General features: G+C 59.5%; 17 protein-coding genes. 12 read left to right on the top strand and 5 right to left on the bottom strand.

Annotated features, from left to right (window positions below; genetic code table 11):
- Positions 1-209 precede the first annotated feature (209 nt).
- The 3 genes from ACYSMN_RS01765 (at position 210) to ACYSMN_RS01755 (ending at position 4,007) form a co-directional block, all read left to right on the top strand.
- Positions 210-1,568 (top strand): MFS transporter, encoded by a 1,359-nt coding sequence (locus ACYSMN_RS01765; RefSeq protein ID WP_488922113.1) that lies wholly within the window; start codon positions 210-212, stop codon positions 1,566-1,568.
- Positions 1,569-1,762: 194 nt separating this feature from the next.
- Positions 1,763-3,001 (top strand): glucosidase family protein, encoded by a 1,239-nt coding sequence (locus tag ACYSMN_RS01760; RefSeq protein WP_488922112.1) that lies wholly within the window; start codon positions 1,763-1,765, stop codon positions 2,999-3,001.
- Between the two features lie 94 nt (positions 3,002-3,095).
- Positions 3,096-4,007, top strand: coding sequence for a carbohydrate kinase family protein (locus ACYSMN_RS01755; RefSeq protein WP_488922111.1), 912 nt, complete (start codon positions 3,096-3,098; stop codon positions 4,005-4,007).
- Between the two features lie 227 nt (positions 4,008-4,234).
- Here ACYSMN_RS01755 and ACYSMN_RS01750 read toward each other — a convergent pair whose 3' ends face one another.
- The 3 genes from ACYSMN_RS01750 to ACYSMN_RS01740 form a co-directional block, all read right to left on the bottom strand.
- Positions 4,235-5,122 carry an alpha/beta hydrolase family protein gene (locus ACYSMN_RS01750; RefSeq protein WP_488922110.1) on the bottom strand — a complete coding sequence of 296 codons (888 nt, stop codon included), beginning with the start codon at positions 5,120-5,122 and terminating at the stop codon, positions 4,235-4,237.
- A 68-nt stretch (positions 5,123-5,190) separates the two neighbouring features.
- The gene (locus tag ACYSMN_RS01745; protein WP_488922109.1) at positions 5,191-6,090 is read right to left on the bottom strand and encodes an alpha/beta fold hydrolase; all 900 of its coding nucleotides are present in this window, start codon (positions 6,088-6,090) and stop codon (positions 5,191-5,193) included.
- A 168-nt stretch (positions 6,091-6,258) separates the two neighbouring features.
- Complete coding sequence (locus ACYSMN_RS01740; protein ID WP_488922108.1) at positions 6,259-6,849, bottom strand: TetR/AcrR family transcriptional regulator; 591 nt, start codon at positions 6,847-6,849, stop codon at positions 6,259-6,261.
- Between the two features lie 238 nt (positions 6,850-7,087).
- Here ACYSMN_RS01740 and ACYSMN_RS01735 point away from each other — a divergent pair, with 238 nt between their 5' ends.
- On the top strand, positions 7,088-7,558 hold the full coding sequence (locus tag ACYSMN_RS01735) for a hypothetical protein (protein WP_488922107.1): 471 nt from the start codon (positions 7,088-7,090) through the stop codon (positions 7,556-7,558).
- Between the two features lie 104 nt (positions 7,559-7,662).
- Here the strand turns inward: ACYSMN_RS01735 and ACYSMN_RS01730 are convergent, their stop codons facing one another.
- Both ACYSMN_RS01730 and ACYSMN_RS01725 read right to left on the bottom strand, forming a co-directional pair.
- Positions 7,663-8,829 carry a hypothetical protein gene (locus ACYSMN_RS01730; RefSeq protein ID WP_488922106.1) on the bottom strand — a complete coding sequence of 389 codons (1,167 nt, stop codon included), beginning with the start codon at positions 8,827-8,829 and terminating at the stop codon, positions 7,663-7,665.
- 151 nt (positions 8,830-8,980) lie between these two features.
- Positions 8,981-9,766 (bottom strand): XRE family transcriptional regulator, encoded by a 786-nt coding sequence (locus ACYSMN_RS01725; protein ID WP_488922105.1) that lies wholly within the window; start codon positions 9,764-9,766, stop codon positions 8,981-8,983.
- Between the two features lie 200 nt (positions 9,767-9,966).
- Here ACYSMN_RS01725 and ACYSMN_RS01720 point away from each other — a divergent pair, with 200 nt between their 5' ends.
- From ACYSMN_RS01720 to ACYSMN_RS01685, 8 genes are all read left to right on the top strand, one after another.
- Positions 9,967-10,365 carry a CesT family type III secretion system chaperone gene (locus tag ACYSMN_RS01720; protein WP_488922104.1) on the top strand — a complete coding sequence of 133 codons (399 nt, stop codon included), beginning with the start codon at positions 9,967-9,969 and terminating at the stop codon, positions 10,363-10,365.
- A 92-nt stretch (positions 10,366-10,457) separates the two neighbouring features.
- Positions 10,458-11,159 carry a PspA/IM30 family protein gene (locus ACYSMN_RS01715; protein WP_488922103.1) on the top strand — a complete coding sequence of 234 codons (702 nt, stop codon included), beginning with the start codon at positions 10,458-10,460 and terminating at the stop codon, positions 11,157-11,159.
- A gap of 6 nt (positions 11,160-11,165) precedes the next feature.
- Positions 11,166-11,402, top strand: a complete 237-nt coding sequence (locus tag ACYSMN_RS01710) for a hypothetical protein (protein ID WP_488922102.1) — start codon at positions 11,166-11,168, stop codon at positions 11,400-11,402.
- 99 nt (positions 11,403-11,501) lie between these two features.
- Positions 11,502-12,161, top strand: coding sequence for a hypothetical protein (locus ACYSMN_RS01705; protein WP_488922101.1), 660 nt, complete (start codon positions 11,502-11,504; stop codon positions 12,159-12,161).
- Between the two features lie 269 nt (positions 12,162-12,430).
- The gene (locus ACYSMN_RS01700) at positions 12,431-14,599 is read left to right on the top strand and encodes a flotillin family protein (RefSeq protein ID WP_488922100.1); all 2,169 of its coding nucleotides are present in this window, start codon (positions 12,431-12,433) and stop codon (positions 14,597-14,599) included.
- A 91-nt stretch (positions 14,600-14,690) separates the two neighbouring features.
- Positions 14,691-15,170, top strand: coding sequence for an endonuclease domain-containing protein (locus tag ACYSMN_RS01695; protein WP_488922099.1), 480 nt, complete (start codon positions 14,691-14,693; stop codon positions 15,168-15,170).
- Between the two features lie 60 nt (positions 15,171-15,230).
- Positions 15,231-15,890, top strand: coding sequence for a hypothetical protein (locus ACYSMN_RS01690; RefSeq protein ID WP_488922098.1), 660 nt, complete (start codon positions 15,231-15,233; stop codon positions 15,888-15,890).
- Between the two features lie 150 nt (positions 15,891-16,040).
- Positions 16,041-21,086, top strand: a complete 5,046-nt coding sequence (locus ACYSMN_RS01685) for a DNA repair ATPase (protein ID WP_488922097.1) — start codon at positions 16,041-16,043, stop codon at positions 21,084-21,086.
- Positions 21,087-21,174: the final 88 nt, after the last annotated feature.

Raw genomic sequence — 21,174 nt, 5'->3', positions numbered from 1 at the left:
GCCGACTGCCCGCCGCCCGCCGCAAGGTGGGCGGCGTTTGGCTTCCAATCCAGCTGCTACCTGGCTAAGGAGTCATTTCTAAAACCCTGCTATTGCGAAAGCACCGCACAGTTTCCGCTTCGCGTATTGTTGCTGATTGCCATAACACCACTTACCGTTCCACGAAGCGCGAACTTGAAACTTCGCGCTACTCTCCACCCAACTTTTCCATGGCTGCCAGTCCTACGATATCTACTGCTTCTGCCACCGCGCTGACCAAGCCCCGGCTGGCATTCTGGCAGATTCTGAACATGAACCTGGGCTTCTTCGGCATTCAGTACAGCTTTGGCTTGCAGCAAACCAACATGAGTCCCATCTACTCCTACTTGGGAGCCGACCCGGACAAGCTGCCGTTTCTGTGGCTGGCCGGGCCGATGACGGGCCTGCTCGTGCAACCCATTGTGGGAGCGCTAAGCGACAAAACCCTGAGCCGCTGGGGCCGGCGCACGCCGTATTTCTTGGTGGGCGCGGTGCTGTGCAGCCTCTGCTTGCTGGTGATGCCGTTCAGCAGCGCGGTCTGGATGGCGGCAAGCTTGCTCTGGATTCTGGACGCGGCCAACAACATCACCATGGAGCCCTACCGCGCCTTCGTGAGCGACAAGCTGCCCGCGCCCCAACACTCGGTGGGCTTCCTGACGCAGAGCTTTTTCACGGGCCTAGGTATCACGCTGGCCAATTTCACGCCTTCGGTGCTGGTATACCTGGGGCTGGTGAGCGGCACGGCCCGTAGCTCCAACAACATCCCGCACACCACTTACGCCGCATTTTTGATTGGCGCCGCCGTGAGTATCTCCGCCATCCTCTACTCCGTCATCACCACCAAAGAACACCCGCTGACGGAAGAGGAAGTAGCCGCCATTCAGCGCCAACCGAAAGGTCTGGGCCACACGCTGGCGGAAATTGGAGCCGCCATTATGGAAATGCCGCCTACTATGCGCCGCATGGGCCCGATGATGCTGTTTATCTGGTATGCCTTGTTTTGCTACTGGCAGTACATCACGCTCTGCCTGGCCCACACCGTGTACAGCACTCAGGACCAAGCTTCGCCTGGCTTCGCGAAGGCCCAACTGCTCACCGGCGAAATCAACGGCACCTACAACTTTGTTACGTTTTGCGCGGCGTTCGGCTTGGCCTTTCTGGTGCGGCAGTGGGGCCCGCGGGCCGTGCACGCCCTCAGCTTGGGCTCGGCTGGCATCGGCTTGGTGCTATTGCCCTTTTTGCATAAGCCGGTGCTACTACTCGCGCCGATGCTCGGGCTCGGCATTGGGTGGGCGAGCATGATGGGCACCACCTACGTAATGCTGGCCGGCGCGATTCCGAAAGAGCGAACGGGCGTATACATGGGCATCTTCAATATGTTCATCGTGCTGCCCATGTTGCTGCAAACCCTTTCCTTCTCCTGGATTTACCGCCATTTGCTCGGCTCCCGCCCCGAAAACGTGATTCACCTCGCCGGTGCGCTGCTGCTCTGCGGCGCAATTTCCGTGGCATTCATCCCAAAATCCGAAGACGAAGCAGCCGTAGCGTGAGGCTCTTGCTATCTATTACTGATACAAGAACAACGGTTTCTTGTGACTCCGCAACTACAAACAAGCTAGCTAATCAAGCCCAACCAACCGTCCATCTTGTAGCGGTGAGCCTCAGCCCACCCACGAATAGACTCACTTATTACCTCTCAGTTCTAAGCTCTTAATTCTAAGGTCTCTCTACTGAACACCTATGTATGCTACACGAGCCAAGCCTTGCCTTACTGCACAGTGCATCTACGCCTTATGGCTTCGTAGCCAGCGTGCAGGACGTAAGCAACTACCAGCGCATCTGGACTCGCGACGGAGTGATTACGGGGTTGGCGGCGCTGCTTAGTGGCGATGAGCGACTGATAGAAACCGGCGAGGCTACGTTGCGCACCATTTTCGGGGCCCAGCATACGGTGGGCTTCTTCCCTTCCAACGTTGACCCGCGCACCGGCCACGCCAGCTACGGCGGCAACTGCGGGCGCGTCGACAATGTGAGCTGGGCCATTATCGGGCTGCTGCAGCACGCGCACTTCACCGGCACTACCGCGTTGGCCGAGGCCTGCCGGCCACAGGTGGAGAAAGGTCTGGTGCTGCTCGATGCCTGGGAGTTCAACGGCAAGCATCTCGTATACGTGCCGCAGAGCGGCAACTGGGCCGATGAGTACGTGCAGCACGGCTACGTGCTCTACGACCAGCTACTGCGGGTGTGGGCCTTGGAGCTAGCCGGCAACCACTGGCAGCGCCCGGAGTGGTTGGCAAAAGCAGCGGCTATTCGGGCGGTGCTCGTTCGCAACTACCGGAACGAAGACGTCCCCGCCGATACCGCCCCGCTCTACGCGCCCAACCTGGAGCACCAGCGCCGCAATGCGCCGCGCCAGTTCTGGCTCATGGGCTTCAACCCGGCCCGTGTCTATGCGCAATTCGATTTGGCTGCCAACAGTCTGGCGCTGCTGCTGAAGCTCGGCACCCCAGCCCACACCACCACGCTCGTAGAATACTTGCGGGAGCAACTGCGGGAGCGACAATTTTTGCTGCCCGCCTTCGATCCAGCTATCAAGGAGCAGGATGGCTTGATGGCGGAGTTGACCGACAACTACGCTTACAATTTCCGCAACCAACCCCACGAGTTTCACAACGGTGGCCTCTGGTCCGTTTGGAACGGCTGGCTGGGTGCGGCCTTGTGTCAGCATGAGCAATTGGATGCCGCCGCTCAAGTAGCAAAGCATCTGCGAGCCGCGAATAAACTCAACCCGGATAGGCCAGAATGGGGCTTTTACGAGAATTTCCACGGCCTCAGCCACAAACCCATCGGCGTGCCCTACTGCACCTGGAGCGCCGCCGGACAGCTCATCACGGAAGCCTACCAGCAAGGTCGCCGGCTTCTGGTGCCTAAGGCCCAGGAACTTCAACCCGCACCAAGCCAGGCGTCTCGATATAAAGCATGACTCGCCTTCGAATTGCTTCTCTCATGCCCCTGCGCTTGGTTCCGTAACCACTCGCTTCTTACTTCCTGGCTCCTCACTTCTATCTCGTTATACTGTGCATACGCCCTCCGCCCCTACGCACGCTCCAGTCGGCCTGCTGGCTATTGGTGAGTTGCTGATTGACGCCATCAGCACCGACTTCGTGCCCGATTTGTCGGCGGCGACGACGTTGCGGGTGGTGGCGGGCGGGAGTCCGGCCAATCTCTGCCGCTTCGTGCGGCACGGCGGCGGCGCGGCAACGCTGGTGGCGGCCGTGGGGCAGGACGGACTGGGCCGGCAATTGCTGCGAGCTGTGAATGAAGCGGGCCTGAGCACCACCCACATTCAACAACTCGATGATTATGCGACCAGCGTTATTGTCGTGGCCCGCAGCCAGGGTACGCCCGAATTCATCCAATACCGCGACGCCGACCGGCACTTAGATGCGGTGCCAGAAGAGCTAATTGCCGCCGCCGAAATAGTGCATACTACCGCCTTTGCTCTGAGCAAAGCCCCAGCCCGGCACACCATCCTCACCGCTTTCGCCGCCGCTCACGCCCACGGCTTGCCCGTCTCCATCGACTGGAACTACGCTGAATCTATCTGGGGCCGCAAAAACAACGCCGCCGACGTTTTCCACGAAGTGATGGCCCACGCGCCCCTGCTTAAAATGAGCCTCGATGACGTGGAACGTTTCACCGGCGCGGCCTTGGATGCCTCTGCCGCCCGCGCCTACCTGGATACAGCCGCTGCTACAGCCCGCGTAGTCTGCCTCACGTGCGGCGCCGATGGCGTGTGGTTTCGGGAAATAAATGCTGCGTGGCAGCACCGGCCGGCCCAGCCCATTACGGAAGTAATTGATGCTACCGGCGCCGGCGACGCTTTTTGGGCCGGCTTTCTACTTTGCTGGATGCGCCAACAACCACTTGAAATTTGCGTGCAAAATGGCCTAACCACGGCGGCTCAACGCCTAACAGGCCAGCTGTAAAGTACCAGTACTAGCGTGGCACTGTGGCACTGGCGGCAGTCTTCAGCTGACAAAGTCAGCGTGACTGCCCGCCACGGAGCCAGGTCAGTCTTCAGACTGACCAGAATAGGATAGCCCGTGGGCACCGCCTTGTTTGGTCTCGCAAGTCTGAAGACTTGCCGGGCTCCGTGGCTGGCAAGTCTTCGCTCGGCTGTGCCTCGCTCAAGACTGCCGCCAGCCCCCTTGCGCTAGGCGAGCATAGCATTCAACTCTTTCACTGCTTGTGCCCAGAAGGTGCTTTTCAAATGGCGCCGAAAGAAGCCGAAATGCCCGATAGCTCGCAAGCCCAATGCGGCGGGCTCCAGACGATGCATGGTGATGCCGCGGGTGCTGCGCACGTGTTGCCAGAACTGCGGCACGGAATGGCGGTTGGAAATAGGGTCATCAGTGGCCCAGAATACGGCGACGGGAAAGGTGTAATTATTGTACTGATGTGGGGGCAACTGACCGACGTACTGCTTGTCGAAGAAATAGTCGGGCACGCTGCACCAGCAGCGCCAGTCTTCCACTACTCCACGCGGCAAGTCTTCCATGATGCCCCAACGCCCTGCGGCATTATAGCCTAGCAGCAGATGGCTCAGCGGGCTGAAAAGGTGAAAAAAGAAGTGCGTTTTGAGTCGATAGCCAAGTGGCATGTAGCCCCAATAGCCCACCGACGTAGCCACCGCCACCAGCCCCCGGAGCTTGTGTAAGTTGGGCATGAAACCCACTTGCTGCGCGCCTACACTGTGCCCAATCAGTAGGAGTGGCAAACCCGGAAACCGCGCCTCCAACCAGTCGAGCACGGCGGGCATGTCCTTGGTGCCGTAGTCGAGGAATTGATAGCCACTCACGTTGAGCGGCACTGGCCGCGAATGTTCACCGCCCCGGTAATCCCAAAGGCAAACCGCAAAACCCTGCTCCGCCAAATACCGCGCGAAAGGCTCGTAATAGCGGCGCTTGGTGCCAGTAGCCATGTTGAGCTGTACGGCGGCCCGAGGCGGCCCCACTGGCTCGAATAGCAACCCACCTAGCGGCACTCCATCGGTGGCCGGAATGGTAACGGACGCGGGAGCAGCAATTTCAACGACAGCCATAGTGAAATACTGAGCGCGCAGCTTCCGCCGTGCGCATCATGAACAAAAAACGGGCGTCAGAAACGGCGCTACGCCAGGAATTCCAACACCTGCCGCACCACGCCGGAATCACGCAGAATTCGGTTGTGCCCCAGGCCGGTGGTAGGGCGAAAATCCAGCGCGGGCCAGTGAGCGGCTATTTCTTCGGCTTCCTCGAAAGGCACGTTGGCATCTTCCCGGTCGTGGAAAAGCAGAGCGCGCTGCACAGGTAAGTGGCGGCCGGTTTCCAGCACATCGAAGCTCTCGGCTTTACGCCCAAACTGCGTCTCAATAAAGCGTGCCATACGCTCTACCACACTATCGGGCAGACGCAGCAGCTCTGCAAAGCGCCGCGCCACGTTGCGGGTGCTGCTTGGCATACTCAGCAGCACTAACCGCGGCAGCAGACCCTCCGTAGCTCGATTGAACTGCACCGGTACGCCCGCCGAAGCAGCTGCTCCGAATGAGTGGGCCACGGCGGCGTGCAGTGGTCCGGCGGCGTCGGCCACGGCCTGTACGGAAGCCGCAAAAGTTACCAAATTGGCTTGGCGCCCCTCAGAAGCGCCGTGGGCCGGTCCATCCAGTGCAATCACGCGGTAGCCAGTAGCTGCCAGCTCTTTCGCCAAGACACCCCAGAAACTAGCGCGGTGCTCCCAGCCGTGTACCAGCAATACCGTCCGCACCCCGGCAGGATTCCATTCGTAGTACGCCACCCGGCCACTTTCGGCCTTTGTCCAGTGCTGCTGACTCCCAGCCAGCGCTTGTGCTTCCCAGCCCTTCAGGGGCAGTCGGCGCGGAGTGCAAAACAACCGCCAAGCCGACCTAAACGCCCATTCCGATGAAATGAGAGCTTGCAGCCGCAGCTTCAGTCGCAACAGCTTCAGGGCCGGCGGCACGGCCGGGTACGCGACCTTCACGGGCGGTGCAACGGGAGTTTCAGTAGCTTCCAAAGGGTACAGAGTAAGAGCGGGAGAGTACGTATTGAGCATGGCGCAAAACGGTATGTGGTGAACAAGCCAATGAGCTGCGAACTGACGCAAAAGAGGCGCCCAATCAGCTCTCCAACAGTACAGTTTCCCGCCTCGCGGCGAACAACTTTTGGCCGTGGCGGGGGAGAGCTATTCTGGCAGCAACTCGCTGCGCAGTTGGTCGAAAATCATGTAGAAATGCTTCTCATCGTGCACGCGGGCCACTTGTAGGGCGCCGGCCAAGGTGGTGAGTACCTGCGCCGCCTTGGCCAGTGGCTCGCCGCGGAAAACCAGGGTGCCAGCGGTGCGGCCAGCGGCCAGCACTTCGGCCAACCACTCGGTGAGTTCACGGTTGAAGAGGCGGAGCTCGCGCTGCATGGTTTCGGGTAGGGTGCGGAATTCCGCCGCTAGCGAGCCAAAAAGACACACGCGCTGCTCCTGCCGCAGGTGGGTGAGGTACACTCCCATCAGCGCCTCGAGCTGCGCAACGGGTGGCTGCTCTACCATGTGAGGCAGACCACGCCACTTGCGCAACCGACCCCGCTGCCGCTGAATAATAGTGGTGCCGAGCTCTTCTTTTGTGGGGTAGTGGTAGTGAATGGCCGCTGGCTTCACGCCTAGCTCTTTGGCAATGTGCTGGTAGCTAAACGCATTGAAGCCCCGAGCCAGCAATAGTTGCTCAGCCAAGTCAAGGACGCGGGTGCGGGTGTCAGGAAGGGAGGGAATTGTTTGGTTGGACATGATGGCCAAATGTACTTACTTATTACTAAGTAAGCAAGTAGAAAATATTGGCTTCGCTTCAAACTCGCTTGCAGCCAGCACTACACTAGCAACTCGCTTGAGCAGGTATACCGACTAGGCGAGAATTTTGCTGCGTTTGACGTCCAGACAACCTTGGTTATAGAAACTCTGGAAATAGTTTACTATCGAGCCGTAAGTTGCGCCTTCGGCGAGGCGCCTTTCGCCTTTCTTGTTGTTCATGATGCTAACTCTCCCCGCCGTGCGGGCCCAGTATTTTCCCCAATTTTCGTTTCTACGCTTTCAATGGAACCCTCAGCAGCAGGGCTTGCGGGGCTTGCGAGAGGGCCTAACGGGAATAGTGCAGCTTCTCGAACAAGGCACCGTGTCTACCATTCTGCTCGACATGAATGAGCTGCCCAGCCTGGGACTAGAGGAGCAGTTTTGGCTGGCCACGTACTGGATACCGCACGTATCGGTGCCCTCGCTACGGCAAGTGGCACTAGTACTGCCAACCAAAAACATGTACAACCAGATGGTAGCCGAAAGCCTGATTCGCGTTGGGCGGCCCTTTATCCACTACGACATCCAGTTTTTCACCGAAGTCACCAGCGCCTTGGACTGGCTGCTAGGGCAGCAACCCGCCGCCTTAGCTACAATCAGCACCGAGTGGCAAGCCGGCAACCTGACCCCAACAGTGTTATTCGGCTAAGTGCTGAGCTCTGAGAAGTAAGAGCTTAGGGCAGTTCATAGTTTTGTGTACGGCTGTCGTTCCTCCTTGCGGTTGGAAGGACAGCCGTACTTCTATTTGATTGGCTACCTTTTGGCAGCTGATTGTGAGAGTGAAGTCCCACTAGCATAGCCGCCGGTTTCGGCCCACAGCAGTAAAGCTTCGGCCAAGGGGCTCACCGGTAAGTCCACTAAGCGCACGCCGTAGCTTATCTCGGTGTCCGTCTCGCGCGTACGACTGCCAAAGGACACCAGCCGCCGCAGCCGCGCGGCATTGCGCCAATCGTGCAGGGTCACGGCGTCGGCCAGGGCAAAGGCGTTGGCGGGAATGCTGTAGCCCAGAATGAGCGGTCCGCTGTCCAAGTCGCCGAGGCCGGTGGTGTAGCGGCCGGGCCGTTCCCGATAGAGGCGCACCACGCCATAGTTCGTGCTGGCCTGTTCCCGAAACGAGGCGTATTGCTCAGCCGCCAGCGTGCTATCAAACCGGGCCAGAAACCAAATTCCCCATCCTAGCATAGAACCCCGCGGTTCCTCCATAGGCCGCCCCACCGAATCTACCTGCGACATAAGCAATCCGGTGCCTGGCTGCTGCCACTGCTGCCGAGCACGGGCGGTCCAGTGGCGGGCCGCCGCCTCGTAGGGGCTCCCGGTAAGACGACTGTGCAGCGCCAGGGCGGCCAGCGCTACCGTATTGTCTGGTAGCCAACGCTGGCCAGAATACGACTCCAAGCAACCCGTCGGGTCTTGGTTGAAGCGGTGATATAATGCTCCGGCCACGGCATCGTGCAGCGCGGCGTAGCGTGAATTGGGCACTAACTGGCGGTGGCAGCCCAGCATCAACGTCAAGTGCCCCAGATAGAGCACCGAGCGGGTTGTGTCGGGGAAAGTGGGGTCGAAGGCGTACTCAAATGGCCCACGAATGGGTTCGGATAAAGCTACCTGTATAGCCTGCTCGGTAAGCCGGCCGGCTTCGGCCCGGAAGCTGGTATCCTGCGCGGCTAGGTTGCTGAAAGCGTAGCTGGAAAAGGACAGGGTAAACAGGGCCCACTCCGGCGTCTGCTCGCCAATGGCCGCCAGCCCCGTACCCGGCCCCGCTCCTTCTCCAATCACGCGCGCCAAATAGTTGACTCGCTTGCGCAGCTCGGACTGGCGAGGCGGCTCATACGTTGGCTGGCTGAAACAGAGGCAAACGCCAACCACAACCACCGTTAGAAGTGCCAGCACCACCCCACCCCAGCGTATTATTCTAAGCATATAAATGACCTTAAGCGAATGTGACTGTGGCACGGACTTCAGTCCGTAGCCCTAATAGACGGCATGTCAGCAGATAGTGCATGAACTGTAACTCACAGCCTATTGGAGACAAATAGCGGGGCAACGAACTGAAGTTCGTGCTACACATCTGCTACCCTAGCCGCGCCAGCAGCTCTTCTACCTGCCGCTCCAACCGCGTCACCCGTTCCTCCATAGTGGAAGGCGGTCGAAGGTGAGTAGTGAAAACGGCTTTCACTTCCCAAATTTCCAAGGCTTGTTCCAGGGCAAATTCCTCGGCGCCGTAATCGGGGTTGTCGGCGCGCAGCTTGAGCACGTTGTTGGGTAGCCGTTCCGATAAGCGGCGCACCAGCAGGCGACTTTGCGTAACGAAGGCATAAATGCGGTGCACCCGCAGGTTGGGCGCGGCCAGATCGATGCGGCGGCACAGCACCACATCCTGGTGGCGCAGGCCCTGCTGCTGGTGCTGCATTTCGGCCCCTATTATTTCAAACGCCCGCGTGGCCGGGCCGAGCTGGTGCGGAAACGTGAGCGGCGGCAGCGTGTCGAGGAAGCTGGCTTTATGGTGCTGCACAATGTATTCGAGCAGCCGGTCGGTGGGCACGAAAGGCGTTACCGATTTCTGCTGATCGGCTGAAGCAGTGGCGAGAGCAGCAGTGGCTTCAGCAGGAGCCGTGTGCTGCTTGAATATATCGAAGTGGTAAAGCTCATTTACCGTCAGCTCTTTCGTTAGTAGCAAGTCTACGGACAAGCCAAAATGATGAGCAATCTGAATCAATGTCTCCATTTTTGGCTCGGAACGCCCTTCCTCATAAGCTCCCACACTAGGTCGTGCGAGGCCAAAAAGCTCTGCAAAAGCCGCCTGACTAAGCTTTTTTACCGTTCGAATCTTCCGAATGTTCTTTCCGACGTAAGACATCAGCAAAAATATTTTTCGCTCAAAATTTGAGCGTATCTAAAACTTTGAGTACTCTTGTGGCGTAAAGCTACCACAATACGAATACATGGTTTCACGAGGCGCTATTTTTTTGAGCCAGTAGCCACCGAACACGATAGCATAGTCCTGGCTGCTTCTATCCTCCTCCGCCGCTCTTAGCTTTTTTCTCCTCACCTTACTATATGGCCAACCACTACTTCTCTAAAATTCAGGGCTACCTGCTGGAAATGGGCTTCGACATCCGCCGCATCGACGAAGCCAACAACCTGCTGGTAGTAAGCAAGCCCGAGTTAGGCATCGAACATCTGGTGCTAGGCTGCGGAGAGCCGCTGCTCATCATGGAGCAATACCTGCTCGATCTGCCCGGCCCCAGCTGCGACGTCTACCAACGGCTGCTGCAAAAGAACCGCGACATCATCCACGGCGCCTTCGTGCTCGACGAGTCGGGCCGCAAGGTCATTTTCCGCGACACGCTCCAGCTGGAGCACCTCGACCGGCCCGAATTAGAGGCCGTCTTCAACTCGCTAGCCTTGCTGCTAAGTGAGTTCGGCGACGAACTGATTGCGTTTTCCAAAGCATAGGACGCAACTCGCTTCGCGCGCAACTTACTGCCCTCCTGATTATCGTTCACCGAGGCCCGAAGCGGGAGCTTCGCGCTACAACTCTCAAAGCCATGAACCTCTTCAATCGCATCTTCAAAATCGGACAGGCCGAAGCGCATTCGGCCGTCAACCAGCTCGAAGACCCCATCAAAATGACCGAGCAAGGTCTGCGCGACTTGCGCCAGGACCTCGACAAAGCGCTGCACGCGCTGGCCGAAGTGAAGGCCCTGGCCATTCGGGCGCGCAACGACGCCGACACCGAGCGCGGCCGGGCTCTCGAATACGAGAACAAGGCCGTGCTGCTCCTCCAAAAAGCGCACCGCCAAAAGTTGGAAACAACCGAAGCCGACCGCCTAGCCACCGAAGCCCTCCTCAAGAAGAGCCAACACGAAGCCCAAGCTGCCCGCGCCAGCCAGGACCAGCAGAAGTTTGAAGCCTCGGCCCAGCAACTCGACCAGAACGTACAGCAACTCAAAAGCACCATCTCGCAGTGGGACAACGAGCTGAAGACGCTGAAGGCTCGCGTGACGGTGAGTACGGCCACCAAAACCATCAATCAGCAGCTGGCCCAGCTCGACTCCTCGGGCACGGTAACGCTGCTGGAACGTATGAAGGAGAAAGTAGCCACCGAAGAAGCCCTGGCCGAATCGTACGGCCAGATTGCCCAGGAAAGCCGCAGCATCGACCAGGAAATCGATAAGGCTCTGGGCACTGCTGGCTCCGGCCAGGCCAACGAGGACTTGAAAGCTCTAAAGACTAAACTAGGACTGTAACACCACATGGACAACCGCATAAATCCTGTTGAGAAGACTTTGCTCATTATCTCTTTATTGCTGGTAATTAGCGGCTCCGCTCTGCGCATAACACACGTCATTGCTTATGGTGAAGGACAAGGTTTGGTAAGCATCGGCCTGATCTTGGCCCTCTTGGTTCACGGCCGCTATGCCAGGCGGCTGCGGCGGCGCAACAAGGAGCTGGAGCAATTGCTGGCACAGGCGCCGCGGCAACAAGAGTAGTTTCAGCCATCGCAGCAACTAAAAAGCTCCTCTATAGCGCAGGTCTCAATTCCTTTTCGGTTCTTTCGACAGCAAAGCGGCATTTTTCCCTTACTTGTTATGACTGAGCTGCTGCACGCGGCCGTTTCGCCGCCCAATATTCTTCCTACCAGTCTGCTGGTATTTGTCTTACTTTATTGGCTCACGGTCATTCTGGGCTTGCTCGATTTCAAAACCCTGGATATTTCCACCAGTCACGATCTAGACGTATCGCACCACGCCCACGCGGCCGTCGACCATTCCGGCGTGGGCGTGAGTTGGCTCAACAACGCGCTGGCCTTCTTCAACCTGGGCCGCGTGCCGCTGATGGTGTTTCTGAGCTTCGTGGCCCTGCCGCTTTGGATTGGCAGCATCCTGCTGAATCACTACCTCGGCAACGCGGCCCTGGTGCCCGGCCTGCTCTTTCTGATACCGCTGTTTATCGGCAGCTTGCTCCTAGCCAAGGTTCTGACGCTGCCCTTCGTGCACCTGTTCGCGGCCCTGGAACGCAACCACGACAGCGGCGCGCAGCCGCTCGGCAAAGTCTGCACGGTGCTGCTGCCTACCAGCCAGGAGCGGATGGGCCAAGCCAGCGTCCGGCTGCTCAACGGCGCCCCACTCGTGCTCAACGTGCGAGCCGCTTCCGCCACCTCCGAGCTGCGTAAAGGCGACTCCGCGCTGGTCATTGACTATGATGCCGAGCGGCGCTGCTATCTGATTGAGCCTTACGACGCTGCTTGATGCCACCACTGGAAACAAAACAACCATCCAAGCTCTGGCGAGTAGCCGAAACGCTGTTCGACTTTGTATTTGAGGCTATGCTTGAATTGATTGAAGCCTCTTGTGGCTTTCTCTTAGAATATTTTGACTGATGCTAGCTGACCCAACTCAAGTTCCACTGGCATCTATCAAACTCATCCTCTAACCTTTCGCTGAAATCTCTACACACAACTGGCGCATACGACGCGCCTTTACTTTCTCCTCTTGATTTTACTCTTACTCCTACGTCCATGTTAGAACAACTTTCTCTGGCGGTGATTGTCGTCTTCGCCGTCCTGCTGCTTGGCCTTATTGCCATTGTGGTGAAAATGTATCAGAAGGCCGTGCAGGGCGAAGCCCTGGTGCGCACCGGCCTCGGCGATACTAAAGTGTCGTTCAGCGGCATCTTCATTGTTCCCGTGCTGCACAAGCTGGAAATAATGGACATCACCCTCAAAAACATGGTGATTTCGCGCGCCGGCTCCGAAGGTCTCGTCTGCAAAGACAACCTGCGGGCCGACGTGAAGGTGAATTTCTTCGTGCGCGTCAACAAAACCCACGACGACGTGGTGCAGGTGGCCCAGAGCATCGGCTGCCGCCGTGCCTCGGATCCTACGGCCCTGGAAAACCTCTTTGACGCTAAGTTCTCGGAAGCCCTGAAAACGGTGGGCAAGCAGTTCGACTTCATCGAGCTGTATAACTCCCGCGAGCAGTTCAAGCAGGAAATCCTGCGCATCATCGGCACCGACCTCAACGGCTACGTGCTCGACGACTGCGCCATCGACTACCTGGAGCAAACCCCGCTTTCCTCGCTCAACCAGGACAACATCTTGGATGCCGAGGGCATCAAGAAGATTGTGGCCCTGACCTCGGAGCAGAAAATCCAGGCCAACTCCATTGCCCGCGAGATGCAGAAAACCATCAAGAAGCAGGACGTGGAAGCCCAGGAAACCATCTTGCAACTCGATAAGCAGCTCATCGAAAACCAGGAAAAGCAGAAGCGCGAAATCGCCAACATCAAGGCCCGCGAGCTGGCCGAAACCGAAAAGGTGCAGCAGGAAGAAAAGCTGAAAGGTGAGCGTGCCCGCATCACGACGGAGGAAGAAGTAGGCATTGCGGAGCAAAACCGCGACCGGCAGGTGCTGGTGGCCGAGCGCAACAAGCAGCGTACCGATGCCGTGGAAACCGAGCGAGTGGCTCAGGCTAAGGCGCTGGAGGCCAACGAACGGGAGCGGATTGTAGCCCTGGCGCAAATCGAGAAAGAGAAGGCCCTGGAGGAAGAGAAGAAGAACATCCAGACCATTATCCGGGAGCGAATTGTGGTGGAAAAAGCCACGGTAGCGGAAGAAGAAAAGATAAAAGACACCCGCGCCCAGGCCCAGGCCGAGCGCGAGAAGCTGGTAGCCGTAACGGCCGCCAAGCAGCAGGCCGAAGCCGCCACGGTCAGCCTCGTCGGCAACGCCGACATGGAGAAGCAGGCCGCCGAGTTCCGCGCCAAGCAAGCCCTAATTGATGCCGAAGCGGAAAAAGCTTCTGCCGAATTCAAGGCGCAGGCCATCCGGACGCTGGCCGAAGCCGAAGCCAGCAAAGCCGCCGCGGTAGGCCTGGCCGAAGCGCAGGTGATGCAGGCCAAAGCCACCGCCCGCCAGAAAGAAGGTGAAAGCGAAGCCACTGTACTTCAGCTCACCGCCACCGCCGAAGCCCAGGCCATTCAGGCCAAAGCCGGCGCGCAGGCCGAAGCTGACGAGAAACTGGGCCTGGTTGCCGCCAAAATCAACCGCGAAAAAGGGCTGGCCGACGCCGACATCATTCAGGCCAAAGCCGAAGCCGATCAGAAGAAAGGCCTCGCCGAGGCTGCCGTGTCGGAGCAGAAGTTTGCGGTGGAAGCCAAGGGCATCGAAGCCAAGGCCGACGCCATGAAAAAGCTCGATGGCGTGGGCAAAGACCACGAGGAGTTCAAACTACGCTTGGACAAGGAGAAGTCGGTGGAGCTGGCCCAGATCAGCATTCAGAAAGACATTGCCGCCTCGCAGGCCGACGTCATCGGCGAAGCCCTCAAAGCCGCCAAGATCGACATCGTGGGCGGCGAAACGATGTTCTTCGACCAGATCATCGGCTCTATCACGAAGGGTAAAATGGTGGACCGCGCTGTGCACAACTCCGAAGTGCTCGGCACCGTGAAGGACGCCTTCTTCTCCCTGGATGGCGGTGGCGACTTCAAAACCAACCTGCGCCGCTTCATCGACCAGTTCGGCCTGAACAGTGAAGATATGAAGAACCTCAGCGTCTCGGCCCTACTGCTCAAGCTCCTGAACAAGGCCAACGACGATGCCACGCGCAATACTATCACGCAGCTGGCTAGCACGGCCCAGGCGCTCGGCATCGGCGACAAGCCGGTGAAAATGCTGGAGCTGAAGTAGGACCTCACCCCCCGGCCCCCTCTCCTCCCGGAGAGGGGGAGCCACGGCGGCGCGACTTTAGGCGTTGTAATATGTGACTCACATGGTCCCTATGGAATTTGATTATCATGACGATACTAATCGTCAGGCTCCCCCTCTCCCAGAGGAGAGGGGGTTGGGGGGTGAGGTGAACGAGCCTTACCGGATGTACACCACCGACGCCACCCGCTGGAAGAACTCGTTGAAAGAATATGCCCGTACGAACCGCAAAGCTCCAACGCCTGCCGAAGACCACCTCTGGCAGCACCTACGCGGCCAAAAGCTGGGCGTACGATTCCGTCGCCAACACGCTATCCAGCAGTTTATTGTCGACTTCGTGTGCTTAGCTGCTTGGTTGATTATTGAAGTAGATGGCAGTGTCCACGCAGATGCCGCACAAGCAGAGTATGATGGAGGTCGTACCCACGATTTGCAGGAGCTAGGCTTTCTGGTACTGCGTTTTACCAATGAAGAAGTGCTTCATCAAACACCGCAGGTGTTACAAACTATTGTGGAGCATTTGAAAGTACTCTATCCTGGCTACACGCAGTAGCTTCACCTCACCCCTAGCCCCCTCTCCAAAAGAGAGGGGGAACTAGTTTTAGAGCTCTACATGCTTCTGCGCTTTCCCAAGCCTCTCTTGCTTCCCGTGCCGCTAGCAGCTCTCCTGCTTAGCTGCCAGCCTGACCGCCCCGCCGATACGCCCCAACAAGCTTCGCCCGACACGGCCGCTTCTGGTGCTCCAACCGCCTCGGCTGCTACGTGCGCTGACCGGATAAAGACCTTTCTGCGCTGGTATGCTCGCTACTATGAGCGCAACGACACCAGCACGTACTTCATCAACAGCCCACTTCGGGCCGACGAAGACTCGGCGACCTTGGCGAAGATGCCACGCGGCAATATCAGCCCGACGAAGTACATGCAGCTGAACCGACGCAAGCTGGCCGTATACCTCGACACGCTCCGCCGCTCCGGCTACTTCTCAGCTAGCTACTTAGCTGAAAAGCGCGCTTCTATCCTGGAACGGGGCCGTTCTTTGGAGGCAATCAGGCAAGAGGAAGGTCCACCCGAAGGATTCGACTCCGACGAAGTGCTGAACACGCAAGACATCTACGGTCTGGAGGAAATCGACAAGCTGACGGCCTACCAACCGGCCAAGCTCAAGCCCGGCACGCAGGCCTACCGCCTGCCCGTCCTGCCCGATTTCAGCTGGTACTTCTACGTCAAGCAGGAAAACGGCCGTTGCGTTATCGATAGCCTGACGTCGGATTAGCCACAGCTTCTCCGCGGCGCAGTAAAGCAGTACCCCCCCCCAGGATCATCAAGTACTCCTAGCCATTCACTAGCTCTACAAACTACAACAAGAGCCCCTCTCCCTGTGGAGAGGGGTTGGGGTGAGGCAACTAGAACTAGAGACACCTTCATGGAACAAGCCACCCAACTCGAAACCGGCACCTACGAAATCCTGCGCAACCGCCTGCAAAAAAGCAGCGCCGACTTGCGCCAGCGCCTCGACACGCTCAACACCGAGCGCAAGCAGGTGTTCGGGGCCGTGGATACGCGCCTTATTGGCACCGGCCGCATCACGACGGACAACAACTGCGTGCCCTGGGACATGGTACCGGTGGGGCAGCGCTTCCTGTTTGGGTACAACGTGGTGCTCGGGCTGAAGGCGGAACCAGACCTGGCGGACGTGTTTGGGGTGTACGAGTACGCGGAGCACGACTTCCGGCCCCAGAGCCTGGAGCTGTTGCAGCAGCCGCAGTTCGTGGAAGAATTCCGCAACCTCTACCGCTACTACAAAAACACGCAGTTCGTGAAGTTTGCGCTGATGGGCACGCACCTGTTCATGGTGTTCCGCATCGGTAAGAGCGCCACCGACGTGAAGACGTTTAAGTGGCTGGTGCAGGGCAACACGCTCAGCTACCTCGACAACCGCTCCGACCACGAGTACGCCTTCCCGCCCCAGCACGAGTTTCAGTGGAAGCGCGCCACCCGCGACATGCAGCGCGGCGGCAAGCACCCGCACGTGAGCATCGAAGACAAGGTGTTCGTGGAAACCGTGGGTGGCGACCTCACCATCAAAGTAGAAGACAACACCGCCACTGGGCAGGGCATTCTGAGTGAGCCGGTCGACAACAAGGACCAGACGCTCGACGACTCGGAAATCTACTTCGCCAGCATCGGCAACCTGATTCTGCTCAAGATCCGGCCCTACCAGGAGCAGCAGTACCGCTACTTTATCTTCAACCACCGGCTCCAGCAGGCCCAGCGCCTCGATGCCCTGGCCGATGCCTGCGTGCTGCTGCCCGACGGGCAGGGCCTCATTTTCCCGCACGGCTTCTACCTGCAAACTGGCGACAACAAGCTCTTCGACAACGGCCTGCGCGACATGCTGTTCGAGAAGCGCCTCGTCTCGCCCAACGGCGAGGATTTTCTGTACGTGTTCTACAACCGCGACCAGGGCACGTATCTGCTGCTGAGTTACAACCGCATTGCCCAGCGCGTCGACAACCCCATCGTGTGCCACGGCTACGCGCTGTTCGAGAACGGCGAGCTGTGCTACTTCCGCGCCGACGACGAGCCCAAGAAGCACCACGCCGTGCAGATCTGGCAGACGCCCTTCACTGGCCCCGACTTCCAGTTGCCCGTCACCTCCGATTCCTACCTCTACAAGCTCGGCAACAAGGAGATAGTGCGGGCCATGAGCGAGGTGCAGGAGGTGCTGACGCTCACTAGCAAGGACGATTCCTACGCCGGCCTCTACCTCGACCTCATTCGCCAAACCACCGCCCTCACCGACTCCTACCACTGGCTGCGCGAACCCGCCGCTCAGGCCCTGGCGGAGCCGCTCGGCGAAATCCGGCAGACCGCCTCGGCGGCCGTGGCGGAGTTTGAGAAGGTGCAGAGCATCCGCAAAAACACCCTCCAGCAAACCCAGACCGTTTTTCAGAAGGCAGACGACCTGGCCGGCCGCATCCGCCGCGCCGCGCCCGACACCGTGACGGAGTTCGTGGGGCTGCTAGGCGAGTTGCGCGCCGTGCGGGGCGAGGTAATTTCGTTGAAAGAGCTGCGCTACGTGGAGGTACCCGCCGTGGAAGCCCACGCCGCCACCCTCGAAACGCTGAGCAAGGAAGTAGCCACCCAGACCGTGGAGTTCCTGCTTAAGCCCGACGCGCTGGCGCCCTACGCCACCCGCGTGCAGGCCATTGAGGAAGGTGTGGCGCAGGTGCAGAAAACCGTGGAGGCCGACCAGCGCGAGCAGGAAACGGCCGCCATTGCGCAGGAGCTGGAATTGTTGATTGAAGTTGTCGGCAACCTGCCCATTCCCGACCCCACCCAAACTACGGCCATCATCGACAACATTTCGGTGGTGTACGCCCGCTTCAACCAGATTCGGGCGGCGCTGAAACGGCGGCGGCAGGCCCTGGCCGGTACCGAGGCGCAGGCCGAATTCACGGCCCAGCTCAAGCTGCTCGATCAGGCCCTCACCAACTACCTCGACCTGGCCGACGCGCCCGCCAAGTGCGACGAATACCTCACCAAGCTCATGGTGCAGCTGGAGGAGCTGGAAGGCAAATTTCCCGACTTCGACCAGTTCCTGAGCCAGCTTGCCACCAAGCGCGAGCAAGTGTACGAGGCGTTTGAGAGCAAGAAAGTGGCCTTGGTGGCGGCCCGCAACCAGCGCGCCACGGCCCTGCTGCAAAGCGCCGAGCGGCTGCTGAAAGCCGTGCAAACCCGCCTCGGCCGCCTGGAATCGGTGGCCGACATCAACGGCTACTTTGCGGCGGACCTCATGGTGGAGAAGGTGCGCGCCACGATGGAAGAGCTGCGCAAGCTCGGCGACGCCGTGAAGGCCGACGACGTGCAAAGCCGGCTCAAGACCCTGCGCGAAGATGCCGTGCGCCAGCTCCGCGACCGGGCCGACCTCTACGCCGAAGGTGGCCAGACGCTCAAGTTCGGCCCCCACGCCTTCACCGTGAACACCCAGCCGCTGGACCTGACGGTGGTGCTCCGCGACGGTGACCTGCACTACCACCTCACGGGCACCAATTTCTTCCAGAAAATTACCGACCCAGCTCTCCTCTCGGCTCGCTCGGTGTGGGAGCAAACCGTGGTGTCGGAAAGCCAGGACGTGTACCGGGCCGAGTTTCTGGCCTGGCGCATTCTGCAAGCCGCCCAGCATCCCGCCCCCGCCGACCCTGAAGCCGGCCGCCCGGCTGTGCTGTCGATTCAAGACCTCTCCCACCTGAGCCAGCCGGAGCTACTCGCCTACGTGCAGCAGTTCATGGCCGCGCGCTACGCCGAGGGCTACCTCAAAGGCGTACACGACCACGACGCAACTTTGCTGCTGGCGGCCCTGGTGCGCCTCACCCGCTCCGCCGACCTGCTCCGCTACCCGGCCGAGGCCCGTGCCGCCGCCAGCCTGTTCTGGCTCCGCTTCTGCCACCCCGACCAACGCGCCCACTGGGAGCGGCAGCTGCAAGGCATTGGCGTGCTGCTACAAGTCTTCCCCGATTCGCAGGAGTTCGACGACCTCAAAGCCGAGCTGCAAACGGCCGTGGAGACCTTCGCGCGGCAAACCAACCTCTTCACGCCCGACCAGGTAGCGGAAGCCGGCGACTACCTCTTTCACGAGCTCACCCACACCGGCACCTTCATCATCTCCCAGGAAGCCGCCGACCAGTACCAGCAGTTCCAAAAGTCCCTGCAAGAGCGCCAGGCCACCGACCTGTTCCAGCAGTCCGTAGCCAGCCTCCAAGACCAGCCCGCCGCCCAGTTCCAGCTCATCCGGCAGTGGGTGCAGAGTTGCCTCACCCCCCGGCCCCCTCTCCTTCAGAGAGGGGGAGCCACGGCGGCACAAGAGCAACCCAACCCCATAAAAACATCACCTTCAGACTCAATTTTAATATCATCAGACATAGCACCTTCGTCTGGCTCCCCCTCTCTGAAGGAGAGGGGGTTGGGGGGTGAGGCTTACGAAACCGCCGTCCTCCTCCTCACCAACACCTACGACTCCGCCCGCGTGGTGCACACGCCCCTGCGCGAAACCCTCGAAGGCTTCCAGGGCGCCCACCCGCGCATCGTCACGAACAACGAACAGCAAAAAACGAAAAACGAATACCGCCTCGACTTCCCAGATTTCCGCCGCCGCCTGCTGCACTACGACCGCACCACAGTGCCGCAGTTCGAGGCGTTCCAGGAAACCAAGAAGCTGCTGCTCGCCCGGGCCACGCAAGACCTGCGGCTGGAAGACTTCCGCCCCCGCGTACTGACTTCGTTCGTGCGCAACCAGCTCATTGATAAAGTGTATTTGCCACTCATCGGGGCTAACCTGGCCAAGCAGATTGGGGCGGCGGGCGAGAGCAAGCGCACCGACCTCATGGGTCTGTTGCTGCTGATTTCGCCGCCCGGCTACGGCAAAACCACGCTCATGGAGTACGTGGCCAACCGCCTCGGCCTCATCTTTATGAAAATCAACGGGCCGGCCATTGGGCACGCCGTGACGAGCGTGGACCCGGCGCAGGCTCCCAACGCCGGGGCGCGGCAGGAGCTGGAAAAGCTGAACCTGGCTTTCGAGATGGGCGACAACGTGATGATTTACGTCGACGACATCCAGCACTGCAACCCCGAGTTCTTGCAGAAATTCATTTCGCTCTGCGACGCGCAGCGCAAGATTGAGGGCGTGTACCAGGGCCGCGCCCGCACCTACGACTTCCGGGGTCGCAAAGTGGCCGTGGTGATGGCCGGCAACCCCTACACCGAAAGCGGCGACGTATTCCAGCTGCCCGACATGCTGGCCAACCGCGCCGACATCTACAACCTCGGCGACATTCTCACGGCCGGCTCCGAAGACGCGTTCCGTCTCTCCTACCTCGAAAACGCCCTCACCAGCAACAGCGCCCTGGCTCGCCTCGCCACCCAGAGCCCCCAGGACGTGCCCGCCCTCATCCGCCTCGCCGAAACCGGCCAATCAGAAGGCCTATCCTTCGAGGGCAACCACACGCCCGAGGAGCTGAACGAGTACGTGGCGGTGCTCCAGAAGCTGCTGCGCCTCCGCGACGTAGTGGCCCGCGTGAATGCCGCCTACATTGCCTCCGCCGCCCAGGCCGACGCTTACCGCACCGAGCCGCCGTTCAAGCTGCAAGGCTCCTACCGCAACATGAACAAGCTGGCCGAAAAGGTGCGCCCCGTCATGAACGACCAGGAAATTACGGACTTGCTGGCCGCCCACTACGAAAGCGAAGCCCAAACCCTGACCAGCGCCACCGAAGCCAACCTGCTCAAGCTGCGCGAGCTGCTCAGCTGGCTCACGCCGGAAGAGGAAACCCGCTGGCAGGAAATCAAAGCCACCTTCCGCGACAACCTGCGCAACTCCGGCGCCGGCCAAGTCCTCCAGGTACTCACCAAGCTAGAAGCCATTGCGGGCGGATTGAGCGGGATTCAGGAGGTGTTGAAGCGGGAGTAACAGCCATTCTAGCCCGTCATGCCTCTATTGGCCCAACAGGATGCCTCTTTAACACTTCCCTAATTCGAAATACTAAAGGAGGCTTTGC

The sequence above is a fragment of the Hymenobacter sp. M1-2 genome (genome assembly GCF_057808495.1).
This window is presented reverse-complemented; position numbering and strand designations above follow the sequence as displayed.